This window comes from Sphingomonas sp. AC522 (genome assembly GCF_979258125.1).
The window spans coordinates 1,365,526-1,390,785 of the sequence record NZ_OZ409836.1 but is presented as its reverse complement, the minus strand read 5'-3'; the positions used below and the strand labels follow the sequence as shown (position 1 = coordinate 1,390,785).

19 protein-coding genes and 1 pseudogene are annotated in these 25,260 nt (G+C 65.1%); 13 read left to right on the top strand and 7 right to left on the bottom strand.

The features are described from left to right. Positions 1-115: 115 nt before the first annotated feature. The gene (locus ACZZZM_RS06930; RefSeq protein ID WP_463594373.1) at positions 116-3,007 is read right to left on the bottom strand and encodes a CHAT domain-containing tetratricopeptide repeat protein; all 2,892 of its coding nucleotides are present in this window, start codon (positions 3,005-3,007) and stop codon (positions 116-118) included. A 269-nt stretch (positions 3,008-3,276) separates the two neighbouring features. On the opposite strand from ACZZZM_RS06930, the gene ACZZZM_RS06925 reads away from it, so the two are divergent. Genes ACZZZM_RS06925 through ACZZZM_RS06915 form a run of 3 tightly spaced genes read left to right on the top strand, consistent with a single transcriptional unit; the run spans position 3,277 to position 5,826 of the window. Next, positions 3,277-3,960 carry a response regulator transcription factor gene (locus ACZZZM_RS06925; RefSeq protein WP_463594372.1) on the top strand — a complete coding sequence of 228 codons (684 nt, stop codon included), beginning with the start codon at positions 3,277-3,279 and terminating at the stop codon, positions 3,958-3,960. A gap of 1 nt (position 3,961) precedes the next feature. Next, positions 3,962-5,296, top strand: coding sequence for a sensor histidine kinase (locus ACZZZM_RS06920; protein WP_463594371.1), 1,335 nt, complete (start codon positions 3,962-3,964; stop codon positions 5,294-5,296). Further along, on the top strand, positions 5,293-5,826 hold the full coding sequence (locus ACZZZM_RS06915; protein ID WP_463594370.1) for a hypothetical protein: 534 nt from the start codon (positions 5,293-5,295) through the stop codon (positions 5,824-5,826). Before ACZZZM_RS06920 ends, ACZZZM_RS06915 begins: the two co-directional genes overlap by 4 nt. Here the strand turns inward: ACZZZM_RS06915 and ACZZZM_RS06910 are convergent. The 3 genes and pseudogenes from ACZZZM_RS06910 to ACZZZM_RS06900 all read right to left on the bottom strand — a co-directional run bounded on the left by ACZZZM_RS06910 (position 5,812) and on the right by ACZZZM_RS06900 (position 7,841). Further along, positions 5,812-6,335 (bottom strand): annotated as a pseudogene (locus tag ACZZZM_RS06910) (endonuclease domain-containing protein). The gene ACZZZM_RS06915 and the pseudogene ACZZZM_RS06910 overlap by 15 nt on opposite strands. 85 nt (positions 6,336-6,420) lie before the next feature. Further along, positions 6,421-6,906 (bottom strand): DUF3592 domain-containing protein, encoded by a 486-nt coding sequence (locus tag ACZZZM_RS06905; protein WP_463594369.1) that lies wholly within the window; start codon positions 6,904-6,906, stop codon positions 6,421-6,423. A gap of 20 nt (positions 6,907-6,926) precedes the next feature. Then, positions 6,927-7,841 (bottom strand): hypothetical protein, encoded by a 915-nt coding sequence (locus ACZZZM_RS06900; protein WP_463594368.1) that lies wholly within the window; start codon positions 7,839-7,841, stop codon positions 6,927-6,929. 196 nt (positions 7,842-8,037) lie between these two features. Between ACZZZM_RS06900 and ACZZZM_RS06895 the strand changes: the two genes are divergently transcribed. From ACZZZM_RS06895 to ACZZZM_RS06885, 3 genes are read left to right on the top strand one after another with little or no spacing between them, the layout of a single operon-like run. After that, a complete protein-coding gene (locus tag ACZZZM_RS06895) occupies positions 8,038-9,114 on the top strand; it encodes a sensor histidine kinase (RefSeq protein ID WP_463594367.1) in 1,077 nt (358 codons plus the stop codon). Further along, entirely contained in the window at positions 9,111-9,857 is a 747-nt protein-coding gene (locus ACZZZM_RS06890; RefSeq protein ID WP_463594366.1) for a LytR/AlgR family response regulator transcription factor, read from the top strand. The genes ACZZZM_RS06895 and ACZZZM_RS06890 overlap by 4 nt, the downstream gene beginning before the upstream one ends. After that, complete coding sequence (locus ACZZZM_RS06885) at positions 9,854-10,807, top strand: alpha/beta fold hydrolase (RefSeq protein WP_463594365.1); 954 nt, start codon at positions 9,854-9,856, stop codon at positions 10,805-10,807. Before ACZZZM_RS06890 ends, ACZZZM_RS06885 begins: the two co-directional genes overlap by 4 nt. On the opposite strand, the gene ACZZZM_RS06880 is transcribed toward ACZZZM_RS06885, so the two are convergent. Continuing rightward, positions 10,779-11,075, bottom strand: coding sequence for a hypothetical protein (locus ACZZZM_RS06880; protein WP_463594364.1), 297 nt, complete (start codon positions 11,073-11,075; stop codon positions 10,779-10,781). The two genes, ACZZZM_RS06885 and ACZZZM_RS06880, sit on opposite strands and share 29 nt — an antisense overlap. A gap of 275 nt (positions 11,076-11,350) precedes the next feature. Here ACZZZM_RS06880 and ACZZZM_RS06875 point away from each other — a divergent pair, with 275 nt between their 5' ends. Then, positions 11,351-11,728, top strand: coding sequence for a hypothetical protein (locus ACZZZM_RS06875; RefSeq protein WP_463594363.1), 378 nt, complete (start codon positions 11,351-11,353; stop codon positions 11,726-11,728). A gap of 92 nt (positions 11,729-11,820) precedes the next feature. On the opposite strand, the gene ACZZZM_RS06870 is transcribed toward ACZZZM_RS06875, so the two are convergent. Both ACZZZM_RS06870 and ACZZZM_RS06865 read right to left on the bottom strand, forming a co-directional pair. After that, positions 11,821-12,582, bottom strand: coding sequence for a FadR/GntR family transcriptional regulator (locus tag ACZZZM_RS06870; RefSeq protein ID WP_463594362.1), 762 nt, complete (start codon positions 12,580-12,582; stop codon positions 11,821-11,823). Between the two features lie 17 nt (positions 12,583-12,599). Next, positions 12,600-13,514: a DUF4861 family protein gene (locus ACZZZM_RS06865; protein ID WP_463594361.1), complete on the bottom strand. Its 915-nt coding sequence runs from the start codon at positions 13,512-13,514 to the stop codon at positions 12,600-12,602. Positions 13,515-13,633: 119 nt separating this feature from the next. On the opposite strand from ACZZZM_RS06865, the gene ACZZZM_RS06860 reads away from it, so the two are divergent. The 6 genes from ACZZZM_RS06860 to ACZZZM_RS06835 all read left to right on the top strand — a co-directional run bounded on the left by ACZZZM_RS06860 (position 13,634) and on the right by ACZZZM_RS06835 (position 25,257). Continuing rightward, the gene (locus ACZZZM_RS06860) at positions 13,634-14,767 is read left to right on the top strand and encodes a glycoside hydrolase family 88/105 protein (protein WP_463594360.1); all 1,134 of its coding nucleotides are present in this window, start codon (positions 13,634-13,636) and stop codon (positions 14,765-14,767) included. Continuing rightward, entirely contained in the window at positions 14,767-16,626 is a 1,860-nt protein-coding gene (locus tag ACZZZM_RS06855; RefSeq protein ID WP_463594359.1) for a hypothetical protein, read from the top strand. Before ACZZZM_RS06860 ends, ACZZZM_RS06855 begins: the two co-directional genes overlap by 1 nt. Before the next feature lie 114 nt (positions 16,627-16,740). Further along, complete coding sequence (locus tag ACZZZM_RS06850) at positions 16,741-19,737, top strand: TonB-dependent receptor (RefSeq protein WP_463594358.1); 2,997 nt, start codon at positions 16,741-16,743, stop codon at positions 19,735-19,737. Continuing rightward, on the top strand, positions 19,734-20,993 hold the full coding sequence (locus ACZZZM_RS06845) for an alginate lyase family protein (RefSeq protein ID WP_463594357.1): 1,260 nt from the start codon (positions 19,734-19,736) through the stop codon (positions 20,991-20,993). The genes ACZZZM_RS06850 and ACZZZM_RS06845 overlap by 4 nt, the downstream gene beginning before the upstream one ends. A 44-nt stretch (positions 20,994-21,037) precedes the next feature. Then, positions 21,038-24,151, top strand: a complete 3,114-nt coding sequence (locus tag ACZZZM_RS06840; RefSeq protein ID WP_463594356.1) for a TonB-dependent receptor — start codon at positions 21,038-21,040, stop codon at positions 24,149-24,151. 53 nt (positions 24,152-24,204) lie between these two features. Then, entirely contained in the window at positions 24,205-25,257 is a 1,053-nt protein-coding gene (locus tag ACZZZM_RS06835; RefSeq protein WP_463594355.1) for an alginate lyase family protein, read from the top strand. Positions 25,258-25,260 lie beyond the last annotated feature (3 nt).

The following is a 25,260-nucleotide window of genomic DNA, read 5'->3' as shown; positions in this document are numbered from 1 at the left end:
GTGCGCATCGCCGGGAATCTTGGATCTCCGATAAAGCGCCGGCATAGCTTGCCGTAAAGCTTCGGCGCGGTCCAGCCCCATGGCAGACCCCGCAGAGTCGACGCTCAGCCGCGCTTCATTCGCCGACTATGACGAAGGGCGCCCAGACCGCCGGATGTGATCCGCCGGCAATCCTTTTGTCGTCGATCATCGCCACCATCGCCTTCTGAAGCGCCTGCGCCCGGCTGAGCTTGCCGCCATCGGCGTTGCGCACCGTCTCCACGGTCAGCCGCGCCGCGGCATCGTCGCGCACCGCCCAATGCGACAGCAGCAACGATCGTCCTCCGGCATGCAGGAATGCGCGCGCCAGTCCCGAATAGCTCGGGCTCCCGCCACTGGCTCCGGCCGCGGTGTTGCATGCCGAGAGAATGATCCAGTCGGCGGTAAGGTTGAGCACCGATATCTCGGATGCGGTCAGCAGCCCGTCATCGCTGCCTTGGGGAGTCAACGGCGGCGTGAACACCAGGGCCGGCTCACCGAGCCCGGTCATCTCGCCATTGACCAGCCCATGCGTGGCGAAGGCGATCACCGATACGCCACCCAGGTCGAGCGCCTTCACTGCCGCTTCGGTCGCCTGGTCGCCGACGATCACCACCGAATTCCCGCCCAGCGCCCGCGCGATGCTGCGCAATTCGCGCTCGGCATTGGGGAGCGAAGGCAGGCTGCGCACCGCATCCACATTTACCGCCCCGCCGCGAAACAGGCTCGCGACTTCGAGCCGGGCCGAGGCCGGCGCCAGTGTCGGCCCGCCCACGCCCACGAAGCGGGCATTGACTGCGGCGCTGCGTGCAGGCGCCGGCGCCAGCGTCACGGGCACTGCCACCGCCTTGTCGCGGATCAGCCACGCCGTGCGCCGCAGCGCCGCCGGATCATCGTCGCGGCCAGCGGGTGCTCGCGTCACCAGCAGCCCGAGCGGCAGCGACGCCAGTTTCTCGCCGCCATACAGCAGCAGCGTGTCGCTCTTGGCGATATGCCGCTGCAGCTTGGGCGGGAGCAGATAGGTATAAAGCCGATGCGCCGCGCGCCGACCGAAAGCCGGGCGAGGGCCTGAATCGTCCACCGACGCGCGGATCGCGTCGATCGCCGCGCTCACATCGCGGTCGCTGCCGTCGCTGCGCGCCCATTCCAGCCCGGCGCGCGTAACCGCCACGGTCACGAAGCGGCCGTCGACAGTGAACGGCGCAATCAACGCACTGCCGGGATCGAGGCGCGCCTGATATTTCGCCAGCTCGATCGGCGCGGGCCGGCTGAGCGCACGATATTCGGGGAAGCGCGCGTCGAGCGCAGTTTCGGCGCTACGCAGCAACGCATCGTTCACGGCGATCTCGCCGGACAGCCGCTCGACCGTCGCATGGTCCTTCGCCGCCAGTGCCTTGCTATGTTCGGAACGAAGCTGCTGCCCTCGCCGCGCACGGTCCTGCAGCGCACGGACCGTCACTGTCACTTGCGGGTCGCGCGTCGCGGCCCGCGCGGCGACGGCGGAAAGCGTTGCCGCGGTCTCGGTCAGGTTGGCGAGTTGAAGCGTCCGGAATGCCGCCGCTCCATGCCCCGTCTCCAGCGCGAACGCCGCGAACCGGCTTAGATGCCGGCGATGGACCGGCCCCAGCGTGATCGCATCCTTGCTCGAAGCCGCAGCATCGAGCATCCGCCGCTCGATCGATCGCGCCGCCGCCTCGGCCTCGGCAAAGCCGGCGGCCGCATCGCCGCGCGCCGCGATCAGGCGGCCATGAACAATCGCCGCACCGGTTCGCTCGGCATGATCCTCGGGATAATCGGCCCGGGCAATCTCGATCGCACGCGTCGCAAGCGGCAGCGCCTCGTCCAATTTGCCCTGCTGCAACAGCAGATTCGCAAGCTCGGTGCTGGGCTCGACCAAGGCGACATGGCTCGTGCCGGCGCTTTTCTCGAGTGACGAAATCGCGCTGCGTAGTCGTGTCTCTGCCAGCGCCCAGTCGCCCCGCCCGCTTGCCATTGTCCCAGCGTTCGACAAGATCATTCCCAGCGCGGTAGGATCTGCCGTCTCCTTCGATGCTGCATAGATGTCGGCCGCGCGGATCAGCAGCGTTTCCGCCTCTTCCCTTTGTCCGATTGCATAAAGGGGCAAGGCAAGGTTCGTCAGCGCGATCGCCGTGTTCGGATGCTGTTCCCCATGGGCTGCCACTCGCACATCCAACGCGCGGCGGAATACGCCGACCGCTTCGGCGAACTGGCCGTTATTATTCAACGCTTTGCCCAGATTATTGAGCGCCACGCCCGCCATCGCATGGTTCTTGGGTAGATGGGCTTCGGCGTGATCGACGGCTTTCCGAGCTGCCACGATCGACTCCTCGAAACGGCCAGTGGTCCCGAGGACGGAAGCATAGGAAGTCTGGCGCACTACTCCTAACGGATCTTCAGGACGGCCGAACTCAAGCTGCATTTCCGCGCCGCGGCGGAGCCAGTCGAGCGCTTCCTCCAGTTTGCCCTGGCGGAACAGCACATAGCCGATGCCGAAGGTGGTGCTACCAACTTCCAGACTGCGCTCGCCTTGCAAGCGCTTGCGGATCGCGAGCGATCTACGGTGACGCTGCAGGGCGCTCTCGTAATTCGCACGGTCGGCTAGGATGATTGCGCTGCTCGAGAGCAGGGAGGCAACTTCGGCGCCATCTCCTAGCCCCGCCCGCTGTAGAATTGCCATCGCGGCGTCATTGGCCGCTACCGCCTCTTCATATCGGCGAAGGTAAAAGAGCGCTCCGCCAATGTTGCCCTGAATGGTTGCGAGCGTCGCAGCAGGGACATCGTTCGCCGCACTGGCTTCCACGAGCAAGGCCTTCATCTCGGCCAGCTTGGCTTCGGGATTGTCGGAGAGGTCGATTGTATCGAGCGCCTTCAGCCGCGCTTCCAGGCTGATCGTTTGAGACCCACTGTGCGGCGGAGCACCGCTCGTCTGCCCCGAAAAGAGCAGCGCAACGACGAGATACAACCACATGCTGCCCCAAGCCCCCCAGTTGATGCCTCATGCTAGCCAATTGGGCGCGACACGCAATTGCTTGCGCAAATTATCAACTGTGCAAGACTGCACGCCTTCGAAGGAGGGCTAACATGAGCTGGATTCTCGCTTTATTCTTCATCGGTTCGCAATCGGGGATAGCGGACATTTCTAACGCGGTTGAGGGGGTGACCAAAGTCTGAGGCGCGGGCTCAACTAACAGCCTTTTTCACTGCCAACCGCTCTGCGCCTGATGTAGCTTAGCCACAATGACGGGGCTGAACCTCCTCTATGTGGAAGACGATGTGCGGCTCGCCGAGGAAGTCGCGCGGCTGATGGCGGCCGACGGTCACCGCCTGACCTGGACCGATCGCGGCGAGGAGGGCCTCAAGCGCGCCGCCAGCGCCTCGTTCGACGTCGTTATCCTTGATCGCATGCTTCCCGATCTCTCGGGCATCGAGATTGTCCGCCGACTCCGCGAAGCCGGGGTTGCCGCGCCCGTGCTGATGCTATCCGCCCTTGGCCGCGCCGAAAACCGCACCGAGGGGCTCGATGCCGGCGTCGACGATTACATGGCCAAGCCCTTCGATCCGCCCGAGCTGTCGGCACGCGTCCGCGCGCTCCACCGTCGCGCCGCGGGGCTGGCGCACAGCGCCGTCATCCTGTTCGGCGATTTGGAATGCCATGTGAAGGCGCGCACCGCGCACCGCCAGGGCCGCCACATCCCGCTCAGCCCCAAGGAATTCACGCTCTTCCGCTATCTTATGGAAAATGCCGGCGAAGTCGTCACCCGCGAGATGCTGCTGCGCAACGTCTGGAACCTCTCGTTCGACCCCCAGACCAACGTGATCGACGTCAATGTTGGCCGCCTCCGCCGTAAGCTGGAAGAGGGCTTCGCCACGCCGGTGCTCGAGACGATCTGGGGGACCGGCTATCGGCTGGTGGCAGGCTGACATGCGCCGTTCCTCGCTGACCACGCCGCTGGTGCTGGCGGTGGCCGCGCTCGCCCTCGCCGCCACTGCCCTACTCTATGCCGTCACCACCAATGTCATCCGCAGCGAGACCGAGGCGGCGCTCCAAGCCACGGTCGACACCGATGTGGCCGCGCTCGCCGACATCCACGCCACTGGCGGCCGCGGCGAACTGGTCGCCCGCCTGCGCGATCGCCTCGCGCTCCGCGCATCCGGCCGCGACCAGCCGCATTACTTGCTCTCCGATCAGAGCGGCCGGCCCATCGCGGGCGACATCCCGCGCTGGCCGATGCTCTCCGCCGAGAACAGCCAGGCCGGCTTCGTCACGCTGGCGGGCGGCACCCCGGTCTTCGCCCGCGCCACCCAGCTCGCCCCCGGCCTCCGCCTCGTCGCCGCGCGCGAATATGGCGGGCGCAGCGCATTGCTTGGGCACATTCGCAACGCCTTCCTCCTCGCCGGCGCCGCGATACTCGCCGCGGCATTGCTGCTCGGCTGGCTCGCCGCGCTCCGCCTTCGCCGCCGGGTCGATGCGCTCAATACCGGGCTGCGCGCCATCGAAGCCGGCAATCTCGACCACGCCCTCGCCGGCACCGATGCGCGCGACGAACTCGACGAACTCGCCGCGCATGTCGATCAGTTGGTCTCGCGCCTCGCCCAAGTCGTCCAGGCCCAGCGCGACGTCACCGATCAGGTCGCGCACGAGATTCGCACGCCGCTGATGCATCTCGACACGCATCTGCTCCGTCTGATCGAGCGCAGCGTCGATCCCGCACTGACCGCGTCGCTCGGCCAGATCCGCCAGGATTCCCGCCGCATCGCCGATCTTCTCGATTCTTTGCTCGACATCGCCGCCAGCGAAGCCGGCCGCGGAGACCGCCGCGGCTTCCAGTCGGTCGATCTCTCCGAAATCGCCACCAGCCTCGTCGATCTCTATGCGGAAAGCGCCGCCGATCAGGGCCTCGATCTCCACGCCGACATCGCCCCCGGCGTCACGCTTGCCGGCGATGCGATGCAATTGACGCGCTTGCTCTCCAACCTCCTCGACAATGCCTTCAAATATGCCGGCCCCGGCGCCCGCATCGCGCTGATCCTGGCCCCCGGCCCGCGCATCATTGTCCGCGACAACGGCCCCGGCGTCCCCGAGCCCTTGCGCGAACGCATCTTCGATCGCTTCGCCCGCGGCATTCATGCCGGCGAAGGCCATGGCCTCGGCCTGTCGCTGGTCCGCGCCATTGCCGGGCGCCACGGCCTGCGCATTTCCTGCCAGGATGCCGCTCCCGGCGCCGAATTCGTGCTGGAACCCGAAGGAAAGCAATGATGCTGCTTCTCGCTTTGCTCGCGCCCTGGCCCATGGCCCAAACCGCCGCCGACAGCGCCTCGCAGGCGATCGAGCGCGGCATGGCCGCTGAGAGCAAGGGCGACGCCCGCGCCATGCTCGCCGCCGCCCGCAGCCTCGAAGCGCTTGGCGCCAAGCCCAATGAGGGCGAACCCGATCTCGCCGCGGACTGGCGCCGCCAGGCCCTCGCCCGCCGCGTCCGCGACAAGGCCCCCCCCGTCCGCGGCCGCGCCCTCGGACCCGCCTATAGCCGCGGCATGCTCGCCCCCGGCGCAACGCTCTCGACCGAACAGATATTCCTCGCCGGCCAAAAAGCGGAGATCGCCCTCGTCCCCCAGCCCGGCCGCACCCTCACCATCCGCGTCGCCACCAAGGACAAACCCATCTGCGAGCGCGCCGCCGCCAAGGCCCGCGTAAAATGCGACTGGATCCCGATCTTCACGAACCGCGTACAGATTCGCGTTGTGAATCTAGGCACCGCGCCGGCTTCGTATTATCTAGTGAGCAACTGAGGCGTAATTCGCTGCCGCTACCCGCTCCCCTCCCTGAAAGGGAGGGGTTGGGGGGTGGGTAGAAGCCAGGGATATCGCCGCCGTGATTTCCTCCATCACGCCATCGACATTGCTCAGCACATCATTGTTCCAGAAGCGCAGTAGGTTCCGGCCGTCTTGCGCGAGATACGCGGTGCGGGCAGCGTCCGCGTCACATCGAAGCGCGTGCTGGCCGCCATCGACCTCGATTGCGATCGGCAGCGAGCGGCATGCAAATCTAGGATGTAATCGCTGACGACAAGTTGCCGAGTGAACCGAGGACGGACCTGGCGCGGCCGGCTCCATAAACGGCGCTCCGCATCGGTTGCGTTGGTCCTCAACGCCCGCGCGGACGCCGTCAGCTCGGGTGGTGTTCGCTGCACGGAGGGAAAACTATCAGAGCGATGTCCCAGGCGTCCACCCACCCCCAGCCCCTCCCTTTCAGGGAGGGGAGCCTGAGAACCCAATATTGAAGCTGAGCCGTGCCGCATGCCCGCTGACTCCCTCCCTGGAAGGTAGGGCTGGTGTAGCGGCGCGCGCTACGACGGTGGCACCCCTCCCCCCGTGCTCGCGGGCTCAAACCAACCCCAACACCATCACGCCCCCCACCCCCACAAAGCCCAACCCCACCAACACCATAGCCACCGCCCCAAACAGACTAGGTTTATCAAGCGAAGCCGCGCTCTCCTGCGGCCGGTCGGGATCGTACCACACGCCAATCTCCCCACCCGGCGCATGCGCGCGCAGCCAGTCCTGCGCGAGGTCGAATTGCCAGAAGCGCGGCGGATCGCACAAAGCCACCCGCTTGCCCTCGAGCATCCTGTCACCCGCCACATAGCGATAGTGCAGCCGCGGTTCGTACCAAATGGTCGAATCGCCATCGCTGTCGGCGCTCTCCTGCTCATCGAGCCGCGCGTCGATCACCACGCCCCTGCTATGAACCCAGCGGGATTTCGCCTGCGCATAAAGCGCGCCCAGCTTGCGATGCCGGTGCATGCCATACCAGGCGAGCGGCAGTCCGATCAGGACCAGCCCGGCCCCGATGGCGGTAAAGATCTCCATGTCTGCTGCCCCCCTGCGGCTCAGGAGCCGAACCGGGCGATGCAGGTGTCCGCCACCTGATCGAGCCGACCGGATTCGGAGACATGCTTGATCGCGGCCTCGACGGCAGCCTTGTTGTCGCGCGCGGCGGGCGCCGCATCGAGCTGCGCATGGACCTTGGCATAAGCCGCGGCATAGCGCTTGGCCGCCTCGGACTGCGCGGCATTAACCGCGAGCCCGCCTTCCTTCGCAAAACTCAGCACATCGTCGCAGGCCAGCAGCGCGGTCGGCGCATCCTCGGGCAGCTTGCCCGTCGCCATCACTGCCTTCGCATCTTCCTGCTTGCATTGATTGGCCCAGGCGCGGGCGGTGCCGGTCTGCGCCGCCTGCTGGAATTGCGTGGTCGCGTCATCGCTGGCCTTGACCAATTGCTCGGCGCCCCCGGCAAAGCCCGCCGCCTTATGGATGAAATATCCCGCCTGCGGATCGTAGGCGACGCGCGCCTGCGAGTTGAGCGGCTTCGCGCCGAGATTGTCGAACGCCAGCGAGGCGGCACAGGCGATGGCGCGGTTATAGGCCGGCTCGGGCAGCGCCGCGACCGGTTCCTCCTCCATGCCGTAAGCGCGGAAGCAGGTGTTAATCGTGGTCAGCCAATGCGATCCCACTGCGCTCTGGATCGCTGCTTCGTCGCCCAGCACCTTAGCCGGGTCGGTGTTGCCTTCGGGGAAGAGCTCGTAGAAATGGTTCTGGTTGGATAGCTTGCGCACCTTCTCCGCGAGCCGATCGAAGCGGGCCTTGTCCTCGCTCCGCGTCATCCCGATCAGCATCACGCCGGCACGAGCGCAGAGCATCGCGCGCTCCTTCGCGTCCTTGGGCAAGTCGGCGAAATCCTGGCCGGTGCATCCGCTCAGGATCACCGCGGCGGACAATGTCATTGCTGCAAGATTGCGTATCATCAGGCCCCTCGTTCGATGCGTTGGCCTTGCCGCATCGCAGCGCGTGGAGCCGCCTGCGAGACGCGCGCGACAAGGGCAGTCCGCTGATCGTCCAGGGCGCGCAGCGCGCGACGAATGCCCTTGGCAGCGCGACCAAATTGCCGCATCGATCAATCGCTTGGGAGCGATATCTGTGCAGCGAATCTTGCGGAGTGTGATGCGCGGGACGGCCCTTCGGCTCTGCGCGATCCTCTGGTTGTTCGGCTATGCTTTGGTGGTGGCGAGCGCCGCTGCCGAAGGCCGGTTCGCCGGCGGCATGATGATCGCGGCAAACCTGCCGCTGATGCTGCTCGGCATCACCCAATCGGTGGCGCTCAGCCTGGTGTTCGATCAGCTCGAGGATCGGCCGGGCCATATCCGCTGGTTGATCATGGCGGGCGCCGGGCTGGTTGCGGCACTGATCCAGACCGCGGCGGACGACGCCTGGCTGCGGCTGCTCGCGCTCACTTTGGTTCCGAGTTGGCAAGCATGGGCCGTCGATTTCCAGCCGCAGCGGCTGGCGATGATCGCCATCCTCTATTGCTGGACCATCTATCTCTCGATTGCCTTGGTCTGGGCCGTGCGCGCCACCGATCTCGCCCGGCTGAGCGAGGCGCGAGCCTCGGCATTCGCGGCCGCCGCCAGCCGCGCCGAAGCCGCGGCGCTGCGTCTCCAGCTCAATCCGCATTTCCTGTTCAACACGCTCAACGGCATCGCCAGCCTGGTCGTGCGCAAGCGTGACGAGGAAGCGGAGGAAATGCTCGGCCAGCTCGCCGATTTCCTGCGCGCATCCTTGATCTCGCAGCCCGATGCGATGGTGCCGATCGGACAGGAGCTTGATACCGTCCGCGCCTATCTCGATCTCGAGCGCGCCCGCTTCGGCGAGCGGCTGCAGGTCGAAATCGATATCGATGCCGCGGCTGAAGGCCTCCACGTCCCCAATTTCCTGCTCCAGCCCTTGGTCGAGAATGCCATCAAACACGGCGTCGCCGAGGCCGCGGGTCCGGCGCGGATCGCTGTCTCGGTGCGGGCGGATGGCGCAAGGGCGCGGATCGATCTGCGCAACACAATCGGCGCGAGCGCCTCGCAAAAGGGCCATGGCATCGGCATCGACAATACCCGCCGCCGCCTTGCGCTACATTATGGCGATGCCGCCGCGATCGAATATGGCCCTGCGCTCGATAGCTATCGCGTCACGATCGACTTGCCCGGATCGGGCGTGCGCATGATGCGGACCGCGGGAGCGACGGCATGAGGTTTCTGATCGTCGACGACGAGTTGCTGTCGCGCGAGCTGACTCGTTGCCTGCTCGACGAGGTCGAGGATGTCGAAGTCATTGGCGAGGCCGGGAACGGCATGGACGCGCTCGCCCAGATCGCCCGCGATCGCCCCGATGCCATCTTCCTCGACATCAGCATGCCCGGCCGCAACGGCATCCAGACTGCGATCGATCTCGTCCCCCAGGATATCGACATCGTCTTCCTCACCGCGCACGAGGATCACGCCGTCGATGCCTTCGAACTGGGCGCCGCCGATTATGTCCTCAAGCCGCTGCGCCGCCCCCGCCTCGCCAAGGCCCTCGCCCGCGTCCGCCAGCGCCAGCTCGCCCGCCGCGCCGATGCCCAGCCGAGCCCCGCCGAGCCCCACGCCCAGCCCAGATCCGAAGACGTCTTCTGGGTTCCCGTCCGCAAGGGCGTCGCCCGCGTCGAAGTGGCGAGCATCCAGCGGGTCGAGGCGGCGCGCGACCATGTCTATTTCCACACCGACGAGCGCGCCTATCTCCACCGCATCACCATGGCCGAACTCGAGCCGCGCATGGCGGCGGGCGGGCTGATCCGGGTGCATCGCTCCGCCTTCGTGCGCCCTTCGGCGGTGCGCGAGGTCCATCGCCGCGGCAAGGCCACGACCTTCACGCTTTCGGACAACAGCCTTGTGCCCGTCGGACCGCTGTATCGTGCGTCTGCGATCGCCGCGGTAACCGGGAAGCCCGAAGAGTGACGGGTGCAAACATCGGTGCCCGCTTGTTCCGCCACGCGATTCCGCACGACGCCCGGATCGGCACGCATCTGGTCGATGACGGCTATGCCCTCCGCACCTTCCAGACGGCCCCGCCCGAGCCGCGCGGATCGATCCTGCTCCTCGGCGGTCGCGGCGATTTTTTCGAGAAATATCTAGAGGCTTATGCCGAATGGCGGGCCGATGGCTGGGCAGTCGATGCGTTCGATTGGCGCGGCCATGGCGGCTCCCCGCGCCTCACCCACGATCCACTGATCGGCCACAGCGCCGGCTTCGAACGCCTCGTCGCCGACCTCACTCACTACGCCTTGGCCTGGCAGGCCCGCACCCCCGCTCCGCACATCGTCATGGGCCATTCCATGGGCGGCCATTTGCTCCTCCGCACCCTCGCCGAACGGCACTTTTCCTCTGACGGCGCAGTTCTGCTCTCACCGATGCTCCGCATCCGCACTCCCCTCGGTGTCAGGCTCAGCGAAGCCATCGCTACCTTGCAAGTCCGCCGCGGCAAGGGTGCGCTGAGTCCATGGCGCGAGAGCGACAGTGAAGCCAATCGCATAGACAGCATGAAGATGATGACCAGCGATCTGGAGCGCTATCTCGACGAGCAATTCTGGCTTCAGGAAAACCCCGAATTCCGCCTCGGCCCGCCAAGCTGGGGATGGCTGGCCGAGGCCTTCGCTTCGACGCGCCGCCTGCGCGCCAGCTCCGATCTGGCTTCACTGCAAGTGCCGCTGCTGATGATGGTCGCCGATCACGACCGCCTCACGCACAGCCCCGCGGCGCTCCGCCTCGCCAAACGGCTGCCGGACACCACAGTGCTGCGCTTCGGGCGAGCCATCGCACATGAATTGCTGCGCGAGCAGGAGCCGGTCCGCCGCGAAGCGATGGCGGCGATCCAATGCTTTATCGATCGGTTTCGCACCGCTCCCTGATCTTGCCGATGAGGCGCAGCAAGCCCTCCATCGCAAAGGCCCCGCCCAGGCCCACCACCGCGCCGAGCAGCAGCATCGCCCCGGCGAATAGCCCCAAACCCACCCACTCGCTCGCCGATTGCGGGGCGGCGCCTGCACTGGAAGTGCAGCAGCGGATCGATGCGGCGATGCTCGCCAGTGCGACGATGAGGAGCTCGAAGCCCGCGAAGAGCGTCCACCCCAGTATCCTGGAGCATCGCCGCAAGGCGGGCATTGTGGACTCAGCCATCCATAGTCACCTTCGTTGCAGGGCACGAATAGCTGAACGGCTGGCAGCAATCGTGCCAGCGGTTCGCGATCGGAATGCCGAGCGCAGCGGCCAAGGTCCGTCAGTCAGACAAATCCCGCTCCGCCTGCGACCGGTCGGCGCATTTCCGGCGGAAGGGAATTTCGTCGCTCGCAGCAGAGCCACCGTCGCGTCGCGCTGGTTGATCCACTGCGCCTGCAGGAGAGCCTGGAGCAGGGGGCGCCCCGATCCGCCTCGAACAACATTCAGGAGCAACCATGACCAAGCGCACCAAACTTCTCGCTGCCGCCCTCGTCTGCGCAGCCACCAGCGTCTTCGCCTCGCCGGCTTATGCCGGCACCGGCTGCAACGGCGTCGTCAATATCTTCGTCTGGGGCTGCGCGCCGTGGGACAATAATAACGGCCCGCAATATCCCTATTACAAGAAGCAGCAGACTGCGCTGCAGGTGCCCAAGGGCAGCCGGATCACGATCAAGGACGGCCATGCGATGGTCAATGTCAACGGCAAGGAATATCCTGTCGTCAACGGCGCGAGTGGCGTCGTCGCGGCGGGTGGCGGCAATGTTGTTGCGGCCGGCGGCGGCAATGTCGTCGCGGCGGGCGGGATGAACCTGCGGGTCTGGGTAGCGAACTGACGACAGTTTCCGCGGCTTCGCACCGCGGGGTGCCGGGCGTCAGGTCGTGAGTGGGAGAGGCCCCTTATCGATCCGGCCCCGGCATCGAAGGTTCAGTCGGGTGCCGTCCTTGCTTCCAGCAGCGCCTTGGTCGCCAATGCCGTCATTGCGCGATGCCGCTGGATCGACTTCATCATATGCGCGCGCGCTGCGCGGCGCGCCTTGTGCGCGTCGCCAGCCTCGATCGCGGCATAGATCGCCTCATGGTCGCGGTTGATCGTGCGGGCGTAGCGCTGGTGGGTCGAGGCTGTGTCCGAGCGCAGGTACAGCCGCCGCGACGGGACCAGGCGGACCCCCAGAAACTGCGTGAATTGCAGATAATATTCGTTCTTGGTCGCCCGCGCGATCGCGGCGTGGAAGGCCGCGTCGGCCGCGACCGACAAATCGACATCGGTGCTCGCATCCATTGCCGCCAGCGCCTTGCGGATCTCGGCGAGATCGTCGTCGGTGCGGCGCTGCGCCGCCAGGCCCGCCATCTCGACTTCGAAGCCGATGCGCATTTCCAGCAGCCGCAACACATCCTCGATCACGCGCACGTCGGGCGGCGCCATTTCGAACGCGCGATATTGCGCGCCATCGGCGACATAGGCCCCCGATCCGCGCCGCGAGACCAGCATGCCGCGCGCCGCGAGCCGCGCGAATGCCTCACGCACCACGGTGCGGCTAAGCCCGAAATCCTCGGTGATCTGCTTCTCGGTCGGGAAACGCGATCCGGGCGGCATCTCGCCGCTTTCGATCTTCTGTTCGAAGCGCCGCACCAGATCGTCTGCGAGCGAGGCTGCCTTGGTCATCGCCATGGCCGGGGAAGTTACCATCTTTGCATCCCCAGTGGCTAGCGGTCAGTGCGAAGCGACGTGAACGCCGGGCGTTGCGCATCGACATAGGCCTGCCAGTCCGCGCGCGTCTTGAAATCCGGCCCGCCATCCCAGGCCGCGCCCATATAATAGACGAAGGGCTTGCCCGGCTTCACGCGGACGAGGATCAGGTAATTGTCGCTATCCTCGGCAAAGCCCGCAAAGGCGGCCGGATCGACCATCACGGCCACGGCCATCGTGCCCTTGGCCGGATCGGTCGGCCCCCACCAGCTCATCCGCGCCTGGGCCGCATCCTTGCTGAGTGCGCCCAATTGCGTGGTACTGGTCGCCCGCTTGGAAATTCCGATCGCGACGATCATCTCGCTTTTCTTGTCCGAGCCGATCGTAGACTCCATCCGCGTGAAGTTGGTCCCCGCGGGAAGCGTGAAGCGCCGCGTCTCCCACGCCTTTCGGACCACATCGACCGGCCAGGGCGCGTAATCGACACTGAAACCGGCCTTGTCGCCGCCCGTCGCTAGGATGCGATAGCGCACATAATTGCGCGAGACCCACAGCTTGTTGTCGTGCCAGATGCCCAGCCCGCCCGCACCGCGGAAGCTGTTCACATTATAGAAATCGAGTCCCTCGCCATGATCGTCATGCTGCTTGCCGGTGCGCAGCTGGCGATCCATGAACGGCCAGCGGACGCGCTTGCCCCAGGCGTCAATTCCCGAGGTCGAAGGGGGCTCGGCAGCCTCCAGCGCATGGCCATAGATGCGGTGCGCAGTGCGGTCGTTTTCCCAGAGGATATCGTCGTAGCGATAATCGGCGTGGACCACCGCGGCGCGCTGCGCCTTCTCGGCGGGCGTCGCCTCGCGCAGCTTGGCTTCCTGCGCGTTCGCAACGCCGGGCAAGGCCGCCGCCAGCAGCAGCGCTGCGATCCCCCTGTTCATCACCCTTCCCCCGCACTCTTCATAGTTGTGTGACAACCTTATTGACACATCGGCGGGAAAAGGAAAGAGATTGCTATCGGTGTCATAGGCAAGAGCCTGACGCAATCGGGAGATGGATGATGTTGCTCAGTCTGCTGGCCCCCGTCGCGCTTGTCGCCACGGCCCAGCCCGCGTTACCGCACTCGTCCGAGATCCTGGCCCAGACCCGCCGCGTCGCCGACTGGCAGATCGCCAACCGCAATCGCTTCGATCACATGCCTGTGGCGCGCCCGAGCGTGCGCAATCCGCGCGACTGGCAGCAGGCGACGTTCTGGGTCGCGCTCACCGAACTTGCGGATCGAGACAGGAAATATGGCGCCACGCTTCTCGATCTGGGCGCAGCCGAGGGCTACAAGCTCGGCGGGCGCGGCTATCACGCAGACGACCAGTTGATCGCCCAGGCCTGGCAATGGACTGCGCGCCACGGCGCCGGACCCAAGGCGCTGGAGCCACAACGCGCCTATTTCGACAATATCCTCGCCAATCCGCGCAGCGGCTCGCTGGCGTTCGTGCCCAAGGCACCGGGCAGCGGCGATTCCGAATGCGTCGAGCGCTGGTGCTGGTGCGATGCCTTGTTCATGGCGCCGCCGAGCCTGCTCAAGCTCAGCAAGATGACCGGCGACACGCGCTATGCCGATTTCGCGCACAAGGAATTCCGCGCGACGACCGACTATCTCTACGACCCCGCCGAGCGGCTCTATTTCCGCGACAGTCGCTTCTTCGATCGCCGCGATGCCAAGGGGCGCAAGCTGTTCTGGAGCCGTGGCAATGGCTGGGTGATGGGCGGGCTGGTCCGCGTGCTGCAGACGATCGACAAAAACGATCCCAACCGGCCTTATTATCTCAAGCTGTTCCGCGACATGTCGGCCAAGCTGGTCACGCTGCAAAAGCCCGATGGCTATTGGGCGCCGTCATTGCTCGATACCGATCCCGGCACGCCGCCCGAATCGAGCGGCACCGGCTTCTTTACTTATGCCTTCGCCTGGGGAGTCAGCGCCGGAATCCTCGATCGCGCAACTTACGAGCCCGCGACGATACGCGGCTGGGTAGCTTTGGGCCGGGCGATCCAGCCCGATGGAATGCTCGGCTGGGTGCAGCAAGTCAGCGACCGGCCCGATTCGGTGGCGGCGGCGGAGACCCAATATTACGGGACCGGCGCGTTCCTGCTCGCTGGCACCGCCATGTACGACCTGTCGCGCAAGCGCGGCCGCTGATGCCCGCCTTGATCGCGGCCACGCTGCCGCTCCTCCTAGCCGGCGCCGCGCCGAAGCAGGACCGCTGGGCCGATCGCCCGCACGGCCCCGTCTATCCGGTAACTGCGCCGCCGATGGACGTGACCGTGCAGACGCGGCTGATGCCCCAGGTCGAGGCGCTGATCCAGAAACTGCTTCGCGAGAAGCGCGGCACCATGCTGGCCGGCATTCGCATCTTCGAGAGCAACGACAAGTTCCTGCCGGGCAAACTCTCGGTGGCGATGGCTTATCGCGTCACCGAGCTGCCCGAGGGCGATCCGCGGCTGGTGCAGCGCCTCTCCGAGTTCGCCGAAGTCGCGGCGCTAACGGTCGAGGACCCCAACGATAGCTGGGGCATCTATTATTACATGACTGCGCTCGATGCGCTCCACGGACGCGGGCTGCTCGAACGCGCATTGCCGGCGGCGACGCTGGCGAAATTGCGGGCGAAGCTCGATTGGCGGCGTTTCGTCGATCGCGATCTCAAGCTGATTGCGCTCCCCAACAATTATTACGGCGTGGCCTTCTCGATCGCGCGGCTGCGCTACCGGCTCGGCTGGGAAGACGCCGCCGCCAGCGAGCAGTTGCTCGCGCGGATGCTGGATCATTACCGGCTCTATTCGGGCAAATTCGGTTTTGCCGATGAGACCGAGGGCAAGGGGCGGTTCGACCGCTACTCGGTGTTGCTGATCGGGGAGATCGCGCAGCGGCTGGTCGAAAGCGGGATGACGCCCAGCGCCGAAGTGAAGGCCTGGCTCCGCCGCTCGGTCGATGTGCTGCTGCCGCGCTTCAACCTGACCGGCAAAGGCTTCGAATTCGGGCGCAGCATCGGCACCTATGGCGAGACTGCCTTCCTCGAAGTCTTGACCGCCGCCGCGCGGCTCAAAGTGCTGAGCCCCGTCGAGGAGCGCATGGCCTATGCCTTCTCGACGCGCATTGCGGCGCGCTACATGGATTTCTGGATCAATCCCGCCACTGGATCGGTGGACATGTGGGGCCAGGGCCGCCGCACCGACGTCTATCGCGGCGTCAATCGCGTGTTCGGCGAGAATCTCAGCCTCGCCCGCCAATATATCTACACCAACGCGATCTGGAACGATCTCGGCTATCGCGGCAAGGCGCCCGACCACGGCTATGCCCGCTGGCTGACAACCCTGCCAAAGCTCACCACCACCTGGTTCGCGCGCGGCACCTATGACCGCGCGCTGTTCACGCTGCGCGATCGCGGGCGGGTGATCGGCCTGCCGCTGATCAACGGGGCCGAGGGGCAGCATATGAACGCGCCCTATTTTCCCGTGCCCTTCTCGCCCGGCATGCTCGAAGGTATTCCCGACGGTGACTATCCGCACTTGCTGCCGAAAGTGACCTTGGCGGACGGGACGGCGCTGATGCCGCTCGCGTTCTTCAAGAACGCACACGTCACACGGCGCGGCGCGGTGACCGAGATCAGATGGCGGCAGGATGCGCTCAACCGGATGGGTGGCAACGATGCCCAGCCCGATCCGCGTGGCACGATCGAGACGCGTTACATCTTTGCGCCCGGCCGGATTACCCGCGAGGACCGGCTCAAGGTCGACGGCGACGGACCCGTGCGGCTCGATATGGAGTTCCCGACCTTCTCGCGCGGCGGTTCGATAGGCGGGTCGGGCACGGCACGGTTCGCGCATGGCGAGGTCACCGGCTTCGCGGCCGAGGGCTACGGCCAATGCACGATCCGGCAGGCCGGGGAACGCACGGCAGCGCCCACAGGCCCGTTCGCGCAGGTGGTTGCGTGCTCTGGTCAAGCCAAACCGGCTCGCGACGGCACGATCACGCTGCGCTGGATGTTATCATACAACTAGCCATTGTTGCGATTGACTCGGCGCGATCAAGTTGTAATACATCTGCCTGACACCGGTAACAATCGGGTCACGGCGCCGCGAAACTAAGCGGCTCGAACATCAGGGGAGTTTGCAATGTACAGGGTTACGACGGCATCGTTGCCGCTTTTGAAGGCAACGTTGCTGGCATCCGCAGCGGCTTTGGCTATAGCGCCGGCTTGGGCGCAACAGGCACCGGCCAGCAGCACGACATCACGAGCGGCCGAGGACACGCAGGACCAGGCGGCACCCGCAGCCGATCCGATCGCCGCTGCCAGCGAGGCGGCCCAGGAACAGGGCATCGTCATCACCGGCGCGCGCGCGACGCAGCGCACCTCGATCGAATTCAAGCGCAATGCCCCGGTGATCGTCGACGGACTGGTCAGCGACGAAATCGGCGCCACCCCGGACAATTCGGTTGGCGACACGCTCGAGCGGATCACCGGCGTTTCCGCCGATCGCTTCAAGGGCAATGCCAACGAGCTTTCGGTCCGCGGCCTCGGCCCGACGCTGAGCTTCTCGACCTTCAACGGCCGCGAAGTCTCGACTGCGGGCCCGGACCGCTCGGTCGCCTTCCAGCAATTCCCGTCGGAGCTGGTCAACGGTGTGCTGGTCTACAAGTCGCAACAGGCAGACTTTCTGGAGGGCGGCGTCGGCGGCGTCATCGAGCTGCGTTCGCTCAAGCCGCTCGATTACGGCAAGCGCCGCATCCAGATGGAAATCCGCGGCGATTTCCAGCCCAAGGACGACGACGTCTACCAGCATGACGGCCTCGGATACCGCGCCAACATCTCGTACACCGACCAGTTCAAGACCGGCATCGGCGATATTGGCATCTCGATCGGCTATCAGCGCCAGGACACGACTGCGCCGGAAGACTATTACAACGCCAATGCCACCTTCCAGCCGTGCAACACTTCGGCGCTCAACCCCACGCTGCTGACCGGCACTGCCGCCGCGCAGGTTGCCGCCGGATCGAGCCAGAACTGCACCCTTGCCTCCGGCCCGCGTTCGGTGGCGCCCGCTACTGGCCAGCCGTTGGTGGTGGTCGGCGAGACGCGAGGCGCGACCTATTTCGCCAATTCCTCGCGCAGCTTCCGCACCCAGACCACCGCCGAGGTCCGCGACGGGCTGATCGGCGCGCTGCAATGGCGTCCTTCCCCCGATTTCGAAATCTCGATCGACGGCCAATATTCGAACCGCGCCAGCTTGGAGGACCGCAACGTCCTGCAGATCACCGAGGGTCTGCGCGGTATCCAGCCGCTGGTCATCGGCAATGGCTCGAACGGATATTCGAACGGCGCGCTGATCAGCTATCGCGGCAACTCGAACCTCGAAGACCAGCTCGAAACCCGCCAGCGCAACGAGGAATATAAGGGCGGCGGGATCAGCATGATCTGGACGCCCGAGCGCTGGACGATCTCGGCCGACGCATCCTATTCGAACTCGCACCGAACCGAGACGCAGAAGCAGACCCGCATGCGCTCGACGCGCCGGGTTGGCTACACGCTGACCTATGAGGGCGACAATGTCGTCCCGAACGTGGCGTTCGACAATTTCGACATCTCCGATCCCGCCAATTTCCTCGCGACCGCGGCCAACGCCGTTTATGCCCGCAACCGCTTTGTCACCGATCGCAAAGACACGATCCTGGCGGGACGTTTCGATGCGACGCGCGAGCTCGATGGCTTCCTCACCTCGCTCAAGGTCGGCGGCCGCATCTCGGATCATCACCGCACCAACGACAATGCGCGCAACAACGACTTGAACACGATCCCCGGCACGGCGGCGCAGGCAGCGGCGATCATCACTGCGGCGAACCAGAATTGCCGCGTCCCCTTCACCACCACGTCATACATGGCCGGCCAAGGCACCAACGTCACGCGCTGGGCGACCTTCGACAATGACTGCCTGTTCCGCACCTTCACCGGCAGCGACGATGCGCTCCCCTACCCCGCCGACGGCCGCGATCCGAGCGACATCGACGTCACCGAGCGGATCTATGCCGCCTATGCGATGGCCAATTTCCGCTCGCATGGCGCATTGCCATTTAGCGGCAATGTCGGCCTGCGCTGGATCAAGACCGACATCACTTCGGTCGGCTATCGCCAGGCCTATCTGATCACGATCGACTCCGGTGCGGACACCTATGTCACCGCAGTCGACCCCGCGGGGGCGCTCACCACCAACACCTCGCGCGGTTCGTATAGCTATCTGCTGCCCAGCGCGAACATCGCCTTCGATCTCACCGGGCAACTCAAGCTGCGCCTTGCCGCTTACAAGGCGATCGCGCGCTCGGGCATCGAAAGCTTCGGCGCGGGCATCAACCTGACGCCCTCGACCGGCACCGGCTCGAACAACATCATCTTCAACGCGACGACGGGCAACCCGAACCTCAAGCCGCTGCGTTCGTGGAATGCCGATGCCAGCCTCGAGCTCTATGCCTCGAAAGACACGATTATCGCAGTCGCGGGCTATTACAAATGGGCCACCGGCACGGTGATCGGGCGCAGCGAGCCGGTTCCGACCGACATCACCGTCACGACGATCCGCGACGGCGGCGCGCGCCAGACGCAGAATTTGACGATCAACCCGGTCGGTCCCGCGAACGATACCGAGACGCGGCACCTCTATGGTGTCGAGGCAACCGTCGCCCACGCGCTTACCTGGCTTCCCTCCCCGCTCGACGGGTTCGGCTTCCAGGGCTCGGTCAACCGCGCCTTCGCGAACTTCCAGTTCCCGGACACCTCGCCGATCGCGGCGTATCTCGAGCCGGCGAACCTGATCGGCCTTTCTAAATGGACCGCCAGCGGCTCCGCCTATTTCGAGAAGTGGGGTCTCTCGCTGCGCGCCAGCTACCGGTATCGCTCGGGCTATTACAAGCCGAACGGCGGCACCAATCGCGAGATCCGCGACGCCGGCTATCTCAACCTCTCCGCGCAGTACAATCTGACCAAGAACGTCCAGATCAAGGCGCAGGCGCTCAACGTCACCGGCACCAACGACATCATGTACAAGGGCGGATACGACAGCGTCGCCGAAGTCTCGAACAGCGGGACGCAATACTTCTTCGGCTTCCGGATCCGCCTGTGACCCGAACTGACTGGACCGCCAGCCTCCTGGTCCTGTCTGCTGCCGCCGCTGTGGGCGTCATGCCCGCAGCGGCGGATTTTTCGGGCGCGGCGTCGGCGAGGGCTTTGCAGTGCAATGGCGTCGAAGGCTATTCGGCGGCGTTCGACGGGCGCCGTACCTTCCTTCTCAAGCCCGCGGAACTGACGGCAATCAAGGCGGCCGGATCATCGGCGCCGGTCAAGGCCGCGCTGGCGGATCTGATTGCCGCTGCCGACGCGGCGCTTGCCCGCAAGCCCGGATCGGTGATGGACAAGACCACCATCCCGCTTTCCGACGATCGCCACGATTATCTAAGCCTCGCGCCCTATTGGTGGCCCGATCCGGCCAATCCAAAGGGGCCGTACATCCGCCGCGACGGCGAGGTGAATCCAAAGCGCGACACCAAGTCGTTCGACCGCACAGCGCTGGGGCGAATGGTCTCCGATGCCGATACGCTCGGGCTGGCTTATTATTATACTGGCGACAAGCGCTATGCCGAGAAGGCGGCCGCGGTGATCCGCACCTGGTTCCTCGATCCAGCTACGGCGATGAACCCGAACATGAACTACGCCCAGGCCGTGCCCGGGCGCGAGAATGGCCGCAAGGAAGGCGTGCTCGACACCAGCGGCTTCATGCAAGTGATCGACGCAGCCGGACTGATCGGGCCGTCAGGGGCGCTGACTGCGGCCGAGGCCCAGAAGCTCGAGAACTGGTTCGCGCGCTATATCGAGTGGATGCAGACCAGCCCGAATGGAAAGGGCGAACAGGCCGCCAAGAACAATCACGGCATCTGGTACGATGCGCAGCTGACGATGTTCGCCCTGTTTGCGCGCCGGCCCGAAATTGCGCGCAAGACCGTCGCCGCGTTCCCGAAAGCACGCATCACGGCGCAGCTCGACACGACCGGCGCGCTGCCGGTGGAGCTCGCCCGCACGCGCAGCATGCACTATTCGATCTTCGCGATCGCGCCGGCTTACGATGTGGCGGACCTCGCCACCTGCCTGGGCACCGACCTGTGGAGCTACGCGGATTCCAAGGGCCGATCGCTGCGCAAGGCGACCGATTATCTCGCCGCCTTTCGCGGCAAGCCCGAGCTCTGGAAATACAAGGAACTGGACTGGCCGGCGGAGGAGCTCGACGCGCTGCTGATGCGCGCCGACGCTATTTGGGGACCCGGCGCCTATCCGCACGCGGCAAAGGGCCGCGTGCTGCTGCGATACAGACAAGGATCACAATGACACCGGTTTGAAAAATCGAGCCGGGCCAAGGGGAGGACCGAAAAATGAACAAGGCAACGCTATACGCAGGCACTGCGCTCTGCATCTTTCTGGCCGGCGCCCCGGCTTACGCGCAAGACGCTCAGGACGCACCGCCCGCCGACGCAGCGCAGACCGCGCCGGCCGAAGGCGAAGTCGTCGTTACCGGCTTCCGCCGCGCTTATGCCGACGCACTCAACATCAAGCGGGATTCAGACCAGATCACCGACTCGATCTCGTCCGACGGCCTTGGCCGCTTCCCCGATCTCAACGTCGGCGAAGCCGTTCAGCGTATTCCCGGCGTACAGATCAACCGCGAGGCAGACTCGCGCAACGCCACGATCTCGCTGCGCGGCCTGCCCGGCACCTTCGCTCGCACCACGCTGAACGGCGTCGGCTTCGCCGATCCGATCCTGGGCAGCGCAACCAATGCCGCATCGACGCCGCTCGGCTCGTTCAATTCGGACATCTTCACGTCGATCACCGTAATCAAGTCGCCCTCGGCCTCGAACCTTGCCGGCGGTCTTTCCGGCAATATCGACCTGCGCATCGCTCCCGCCCTCGGGCGCAAGGAAGGCGGCTGGATCAAGTCGTCATACGAATATAACGAGCTCGGCAAGCTCGGCAGCCCGCAGCTTTCGGCGGGATATAACTGGCATATCTCGGACGATTTCGCCGTGTTCGGCGTCGTGGCATACAAGGACGAGAAATTTCGCCGGGATTCGATCTCGGTGAACACCTGGGCCAATCGCCTTGGCGCGATCCAGGTCGGCAACCAGCAGGCTGCCGCGACCAACCCGACCTATCAGGCACTGCTCGCTCAATATCCCGGCGGCGTCTATTATCCCGGCCAGGTGCGCCAGTTCGTGCGATACAATCGCGGTCATCTGCTCACCGGGGCAGGCGGCTATGAATGGCAGGCGTCCGACAATTTCCGGTTCGGGGCGACTGGGTTTTACACCGAGCGGAACCTCGATCAGGGCACCAATCACTTGCTGTATATCGACACTGCAGCAGGCAACAACGCGGCCACCGCTGCCACCAATCCGGGGTTGGTCGCCGCTTCGGCAGTGCCGCATTTCACCAGCCTCGGCACGCCCTATGTGGTGCAGACCGCGAATGGCACGCGCGCCTATATCAATCGTTTCACGGTCGAGAATAACCAGACCTATGATTCGATCCGCTCCGAGCCGGCCAAGCAGCGGACCTGGGCGATCACGCCCACCGCCGAATTCAAGAACGACGATTGGCGCGTCAGTGCACAGGCGACGATCTCGCGCGCCGAAGCGCGGGCCGATCAGATCGAATTCGATATTATTCAAAATCCCTATCGCAATCTGGGTGCAGCGGGGCTGAACGGGATCACGGCCTCGGTCTATACCGGCGGAACCGATCTTTCGAATTCGATCTTCATCCTGAACACGCCCAATCCGTCGCACATCCCGCTGGGCGGCTATCCGCTCCCCTCCGCTGCCAACCAGGCGACGCAGGCGAATGCGCAAATGCCGGGCGCACCGGCGGGCACCCAGGGCGATCGCTTCGGCGTGACCGGCACTAACGGGCGCGGACTGAACGAACTCGATTCCTGGCAGCTGGATATCGAACGCAGCTTTGCCGACAGCTTCTTCTCCGGCATCCAGGTCGGCATGCGCTATGAGCGCAGCAAATATATCTCCACCGGGTCACGCAACACGTCGCTCGGCGCCAACACCGTGAACATCACTCAGGGGATGTCGTCCCCCATTCCTTATGCCACCGATTTCTTCGGCGGCACTTCCGCGGGCTACACCAGCAATTGGCGCGACATCGACATCGCAGCGGCGTTGAAGGCGATCACGCCGGTCAACACCCTGCCGCGCAGCACCGCCAATCCCAACGGTCTGCCGGGCCAGTTCGTGTTCGGCGAGCAATATGGCGTCTTCCTTACGCCCTATGGCCTGACCAACAATTATTGGGATCCAAATTACTGGAACAACAATTTCCGCAACGAGAAGAAGATCATGTCGGCCTATGGCGTGATCAAATTCGATGGCGAACTGCTCGGCATGCGGGTCCGAGGCAATGCCGGCGTGCGCTATGAGGGGACTACCCAGCGTATCGACGCGCTCGATTGTCAGAATTGCGCCAGCGGGCTTTCCACGATCGCCGCACCGCCGATCAACCACCGGATGATCGGTCGGGTTTACAAGGACGATTACGATTATTTCCTGCCCTCGGCGATGTTCGCCGCGGACATCACCAAGCGGCTCATCCTGCGCGGTGCTTATTACAAGACCTATGTCCGCCCCCAGCCGCGCGACACGATCCCGATCACCTTTGTACAGTCGCCCGAAAGCCAGACTCCGCCCGTGGATCCGGTCTATACCGTCACGCTCGGCGCGACCGGTATTCGGCCTTACACTTCGAACTCGTTCGATATTTCGCTCGAATGGTATAATCGCCCCGGCGGTGCCTTTGCGATCGCAGTCTATCAGAAGAACATTGACGGCTATATCGGGCCGATTACCGACCAGAACCAGCTTTGCCCGGCAAACGGCCTGATCAACGGCGTCAATTACGGGCTTGGCACGCTGACTATCGCAGGCCCCAATTGCGTCAGTTCGAACCAGTTTTCGGGGGCAAGCGGCGGGCTGGTCAATGCCATCGTCCGCGCCAGCGGCCTGACCAACCAGCAGCCGATGCGCGTCCGCGGCGTCGAGCTGTCGGTGACCCAGAACCTCGATTTCCTGCCGGGCCTCCTCAAGCATCTAGGCGGCGCGGCGAACTACACCTACACCCAGATCGACGGCAAGGACACGGCGGGTAACCCGATCACCCTGCCCAGTGTCGCCAAGCACAACGTCAATCTAATCGGCTATTACGAGACGGACTTGTTCGGGCTGCGCGTGGTCTTCAACCGTCGCGGAAAGTACGATCTCGCCGCGGGCAACAGCTTCGTCGGCGATGCCCGCACGGTGAAGGCGCGCAGTCAGCTCGATGCCTCCGCTTCGCTCAACGTCACCAAATGGCTGTCGCTCTCGGTGGACGCGTATAACCTCACCGACGCGACGCGCTCCGAATATGAAAGCGATCCGATGCTGCCCCGCCGCATCGATTATGACGGCCGTACTTATACCGCGACGATCCGCGCGCGGTTCTGATCAATCCGGAGGGCGGCCTTGCGGTCGCCTTCCCTGTTCATCGAGGCGTATCCATGAAGCTGTTTCTCGCCCTTGGCCCGGCAATCCTCGCTTTCGCCGCGCCGCCGGGCGTTGCGCAGGACCATGCGATCCTCGCCTCCGATTATGCGCGAAGCGGAGCCGATCAGGGCATTCGCGACGAAATCGTCAAGCGCGCGACCGGAGCGCTCGCGCGCCCGCCGGGTGCGATCCCCAAGCTCCACACCGAAGGCACCTTGCCCGGCAAGGGCATCCGCGAGATCAGCCTGATCGCCAAGCGCGATCAGCCGATCGTCCTCGATCTTTCGCTCGCCTGGCGCTTGACTGGCGACCGCCGCTTTCTCGACCAGACGGGCCGCTATCTCGAGGCCTGGGCGGACATCTACGAAATGTCGTTCAATCCGATCGACGAGACCGGCTTCGACACGCTACTGCTGGCGACCGACCTGACCGAGGCGGACCTGCCGTCTGTACTCCGAGCCAAGCTCGATGGCTTCTGGCGGCGAATGGCGGCGGGCTATCTCGATGCGATGGACGGCAGTCCCAAGAATTCGCACACCAACTGGCAGAGCCACCGCGTCAAGCTCGCGGCGATGGCCGCGTTCCAGACCGGCGACGCTACGCTGATCGCCCGCGCGCGCGACGCCTTCCGCAAGCAAATCACCGGCAATATGCGGCCCGACGGTTCGGTTTTCGACTTCGAAGAACGCGACGCGCTCCATTACGTCACCTACAATCTCGATCCGATGCTGATGGCGGCGCTGGCGGCCAAGGCGCATGGCGAGGATTGGTACGGCTGGCAGGCCAAGGACGGCGCGAGCCTCAAAAAGGCCGTCGCCTGGCTCGAGCCCTATGCCAAGGGCGCGAAGACCCATATCGAGTTCGCGAATTCGAAGATCCAGTTCGACCGCGACCGCGCGTCGGCCGGGCAGTCCGAATATGCGCCGCACCCCTGGAACCGTGCCAACGCCGTCGGAACCTATGCCCTCGCCGCCCGGCTGGACCCGCGTTACGCAGCGCTGCGCGACCGCTTGGCCCAGGAAACCGGGCGGAAGCCTGCCGCGTGGCTCAGCTTGATGCGCCCCTAGCCC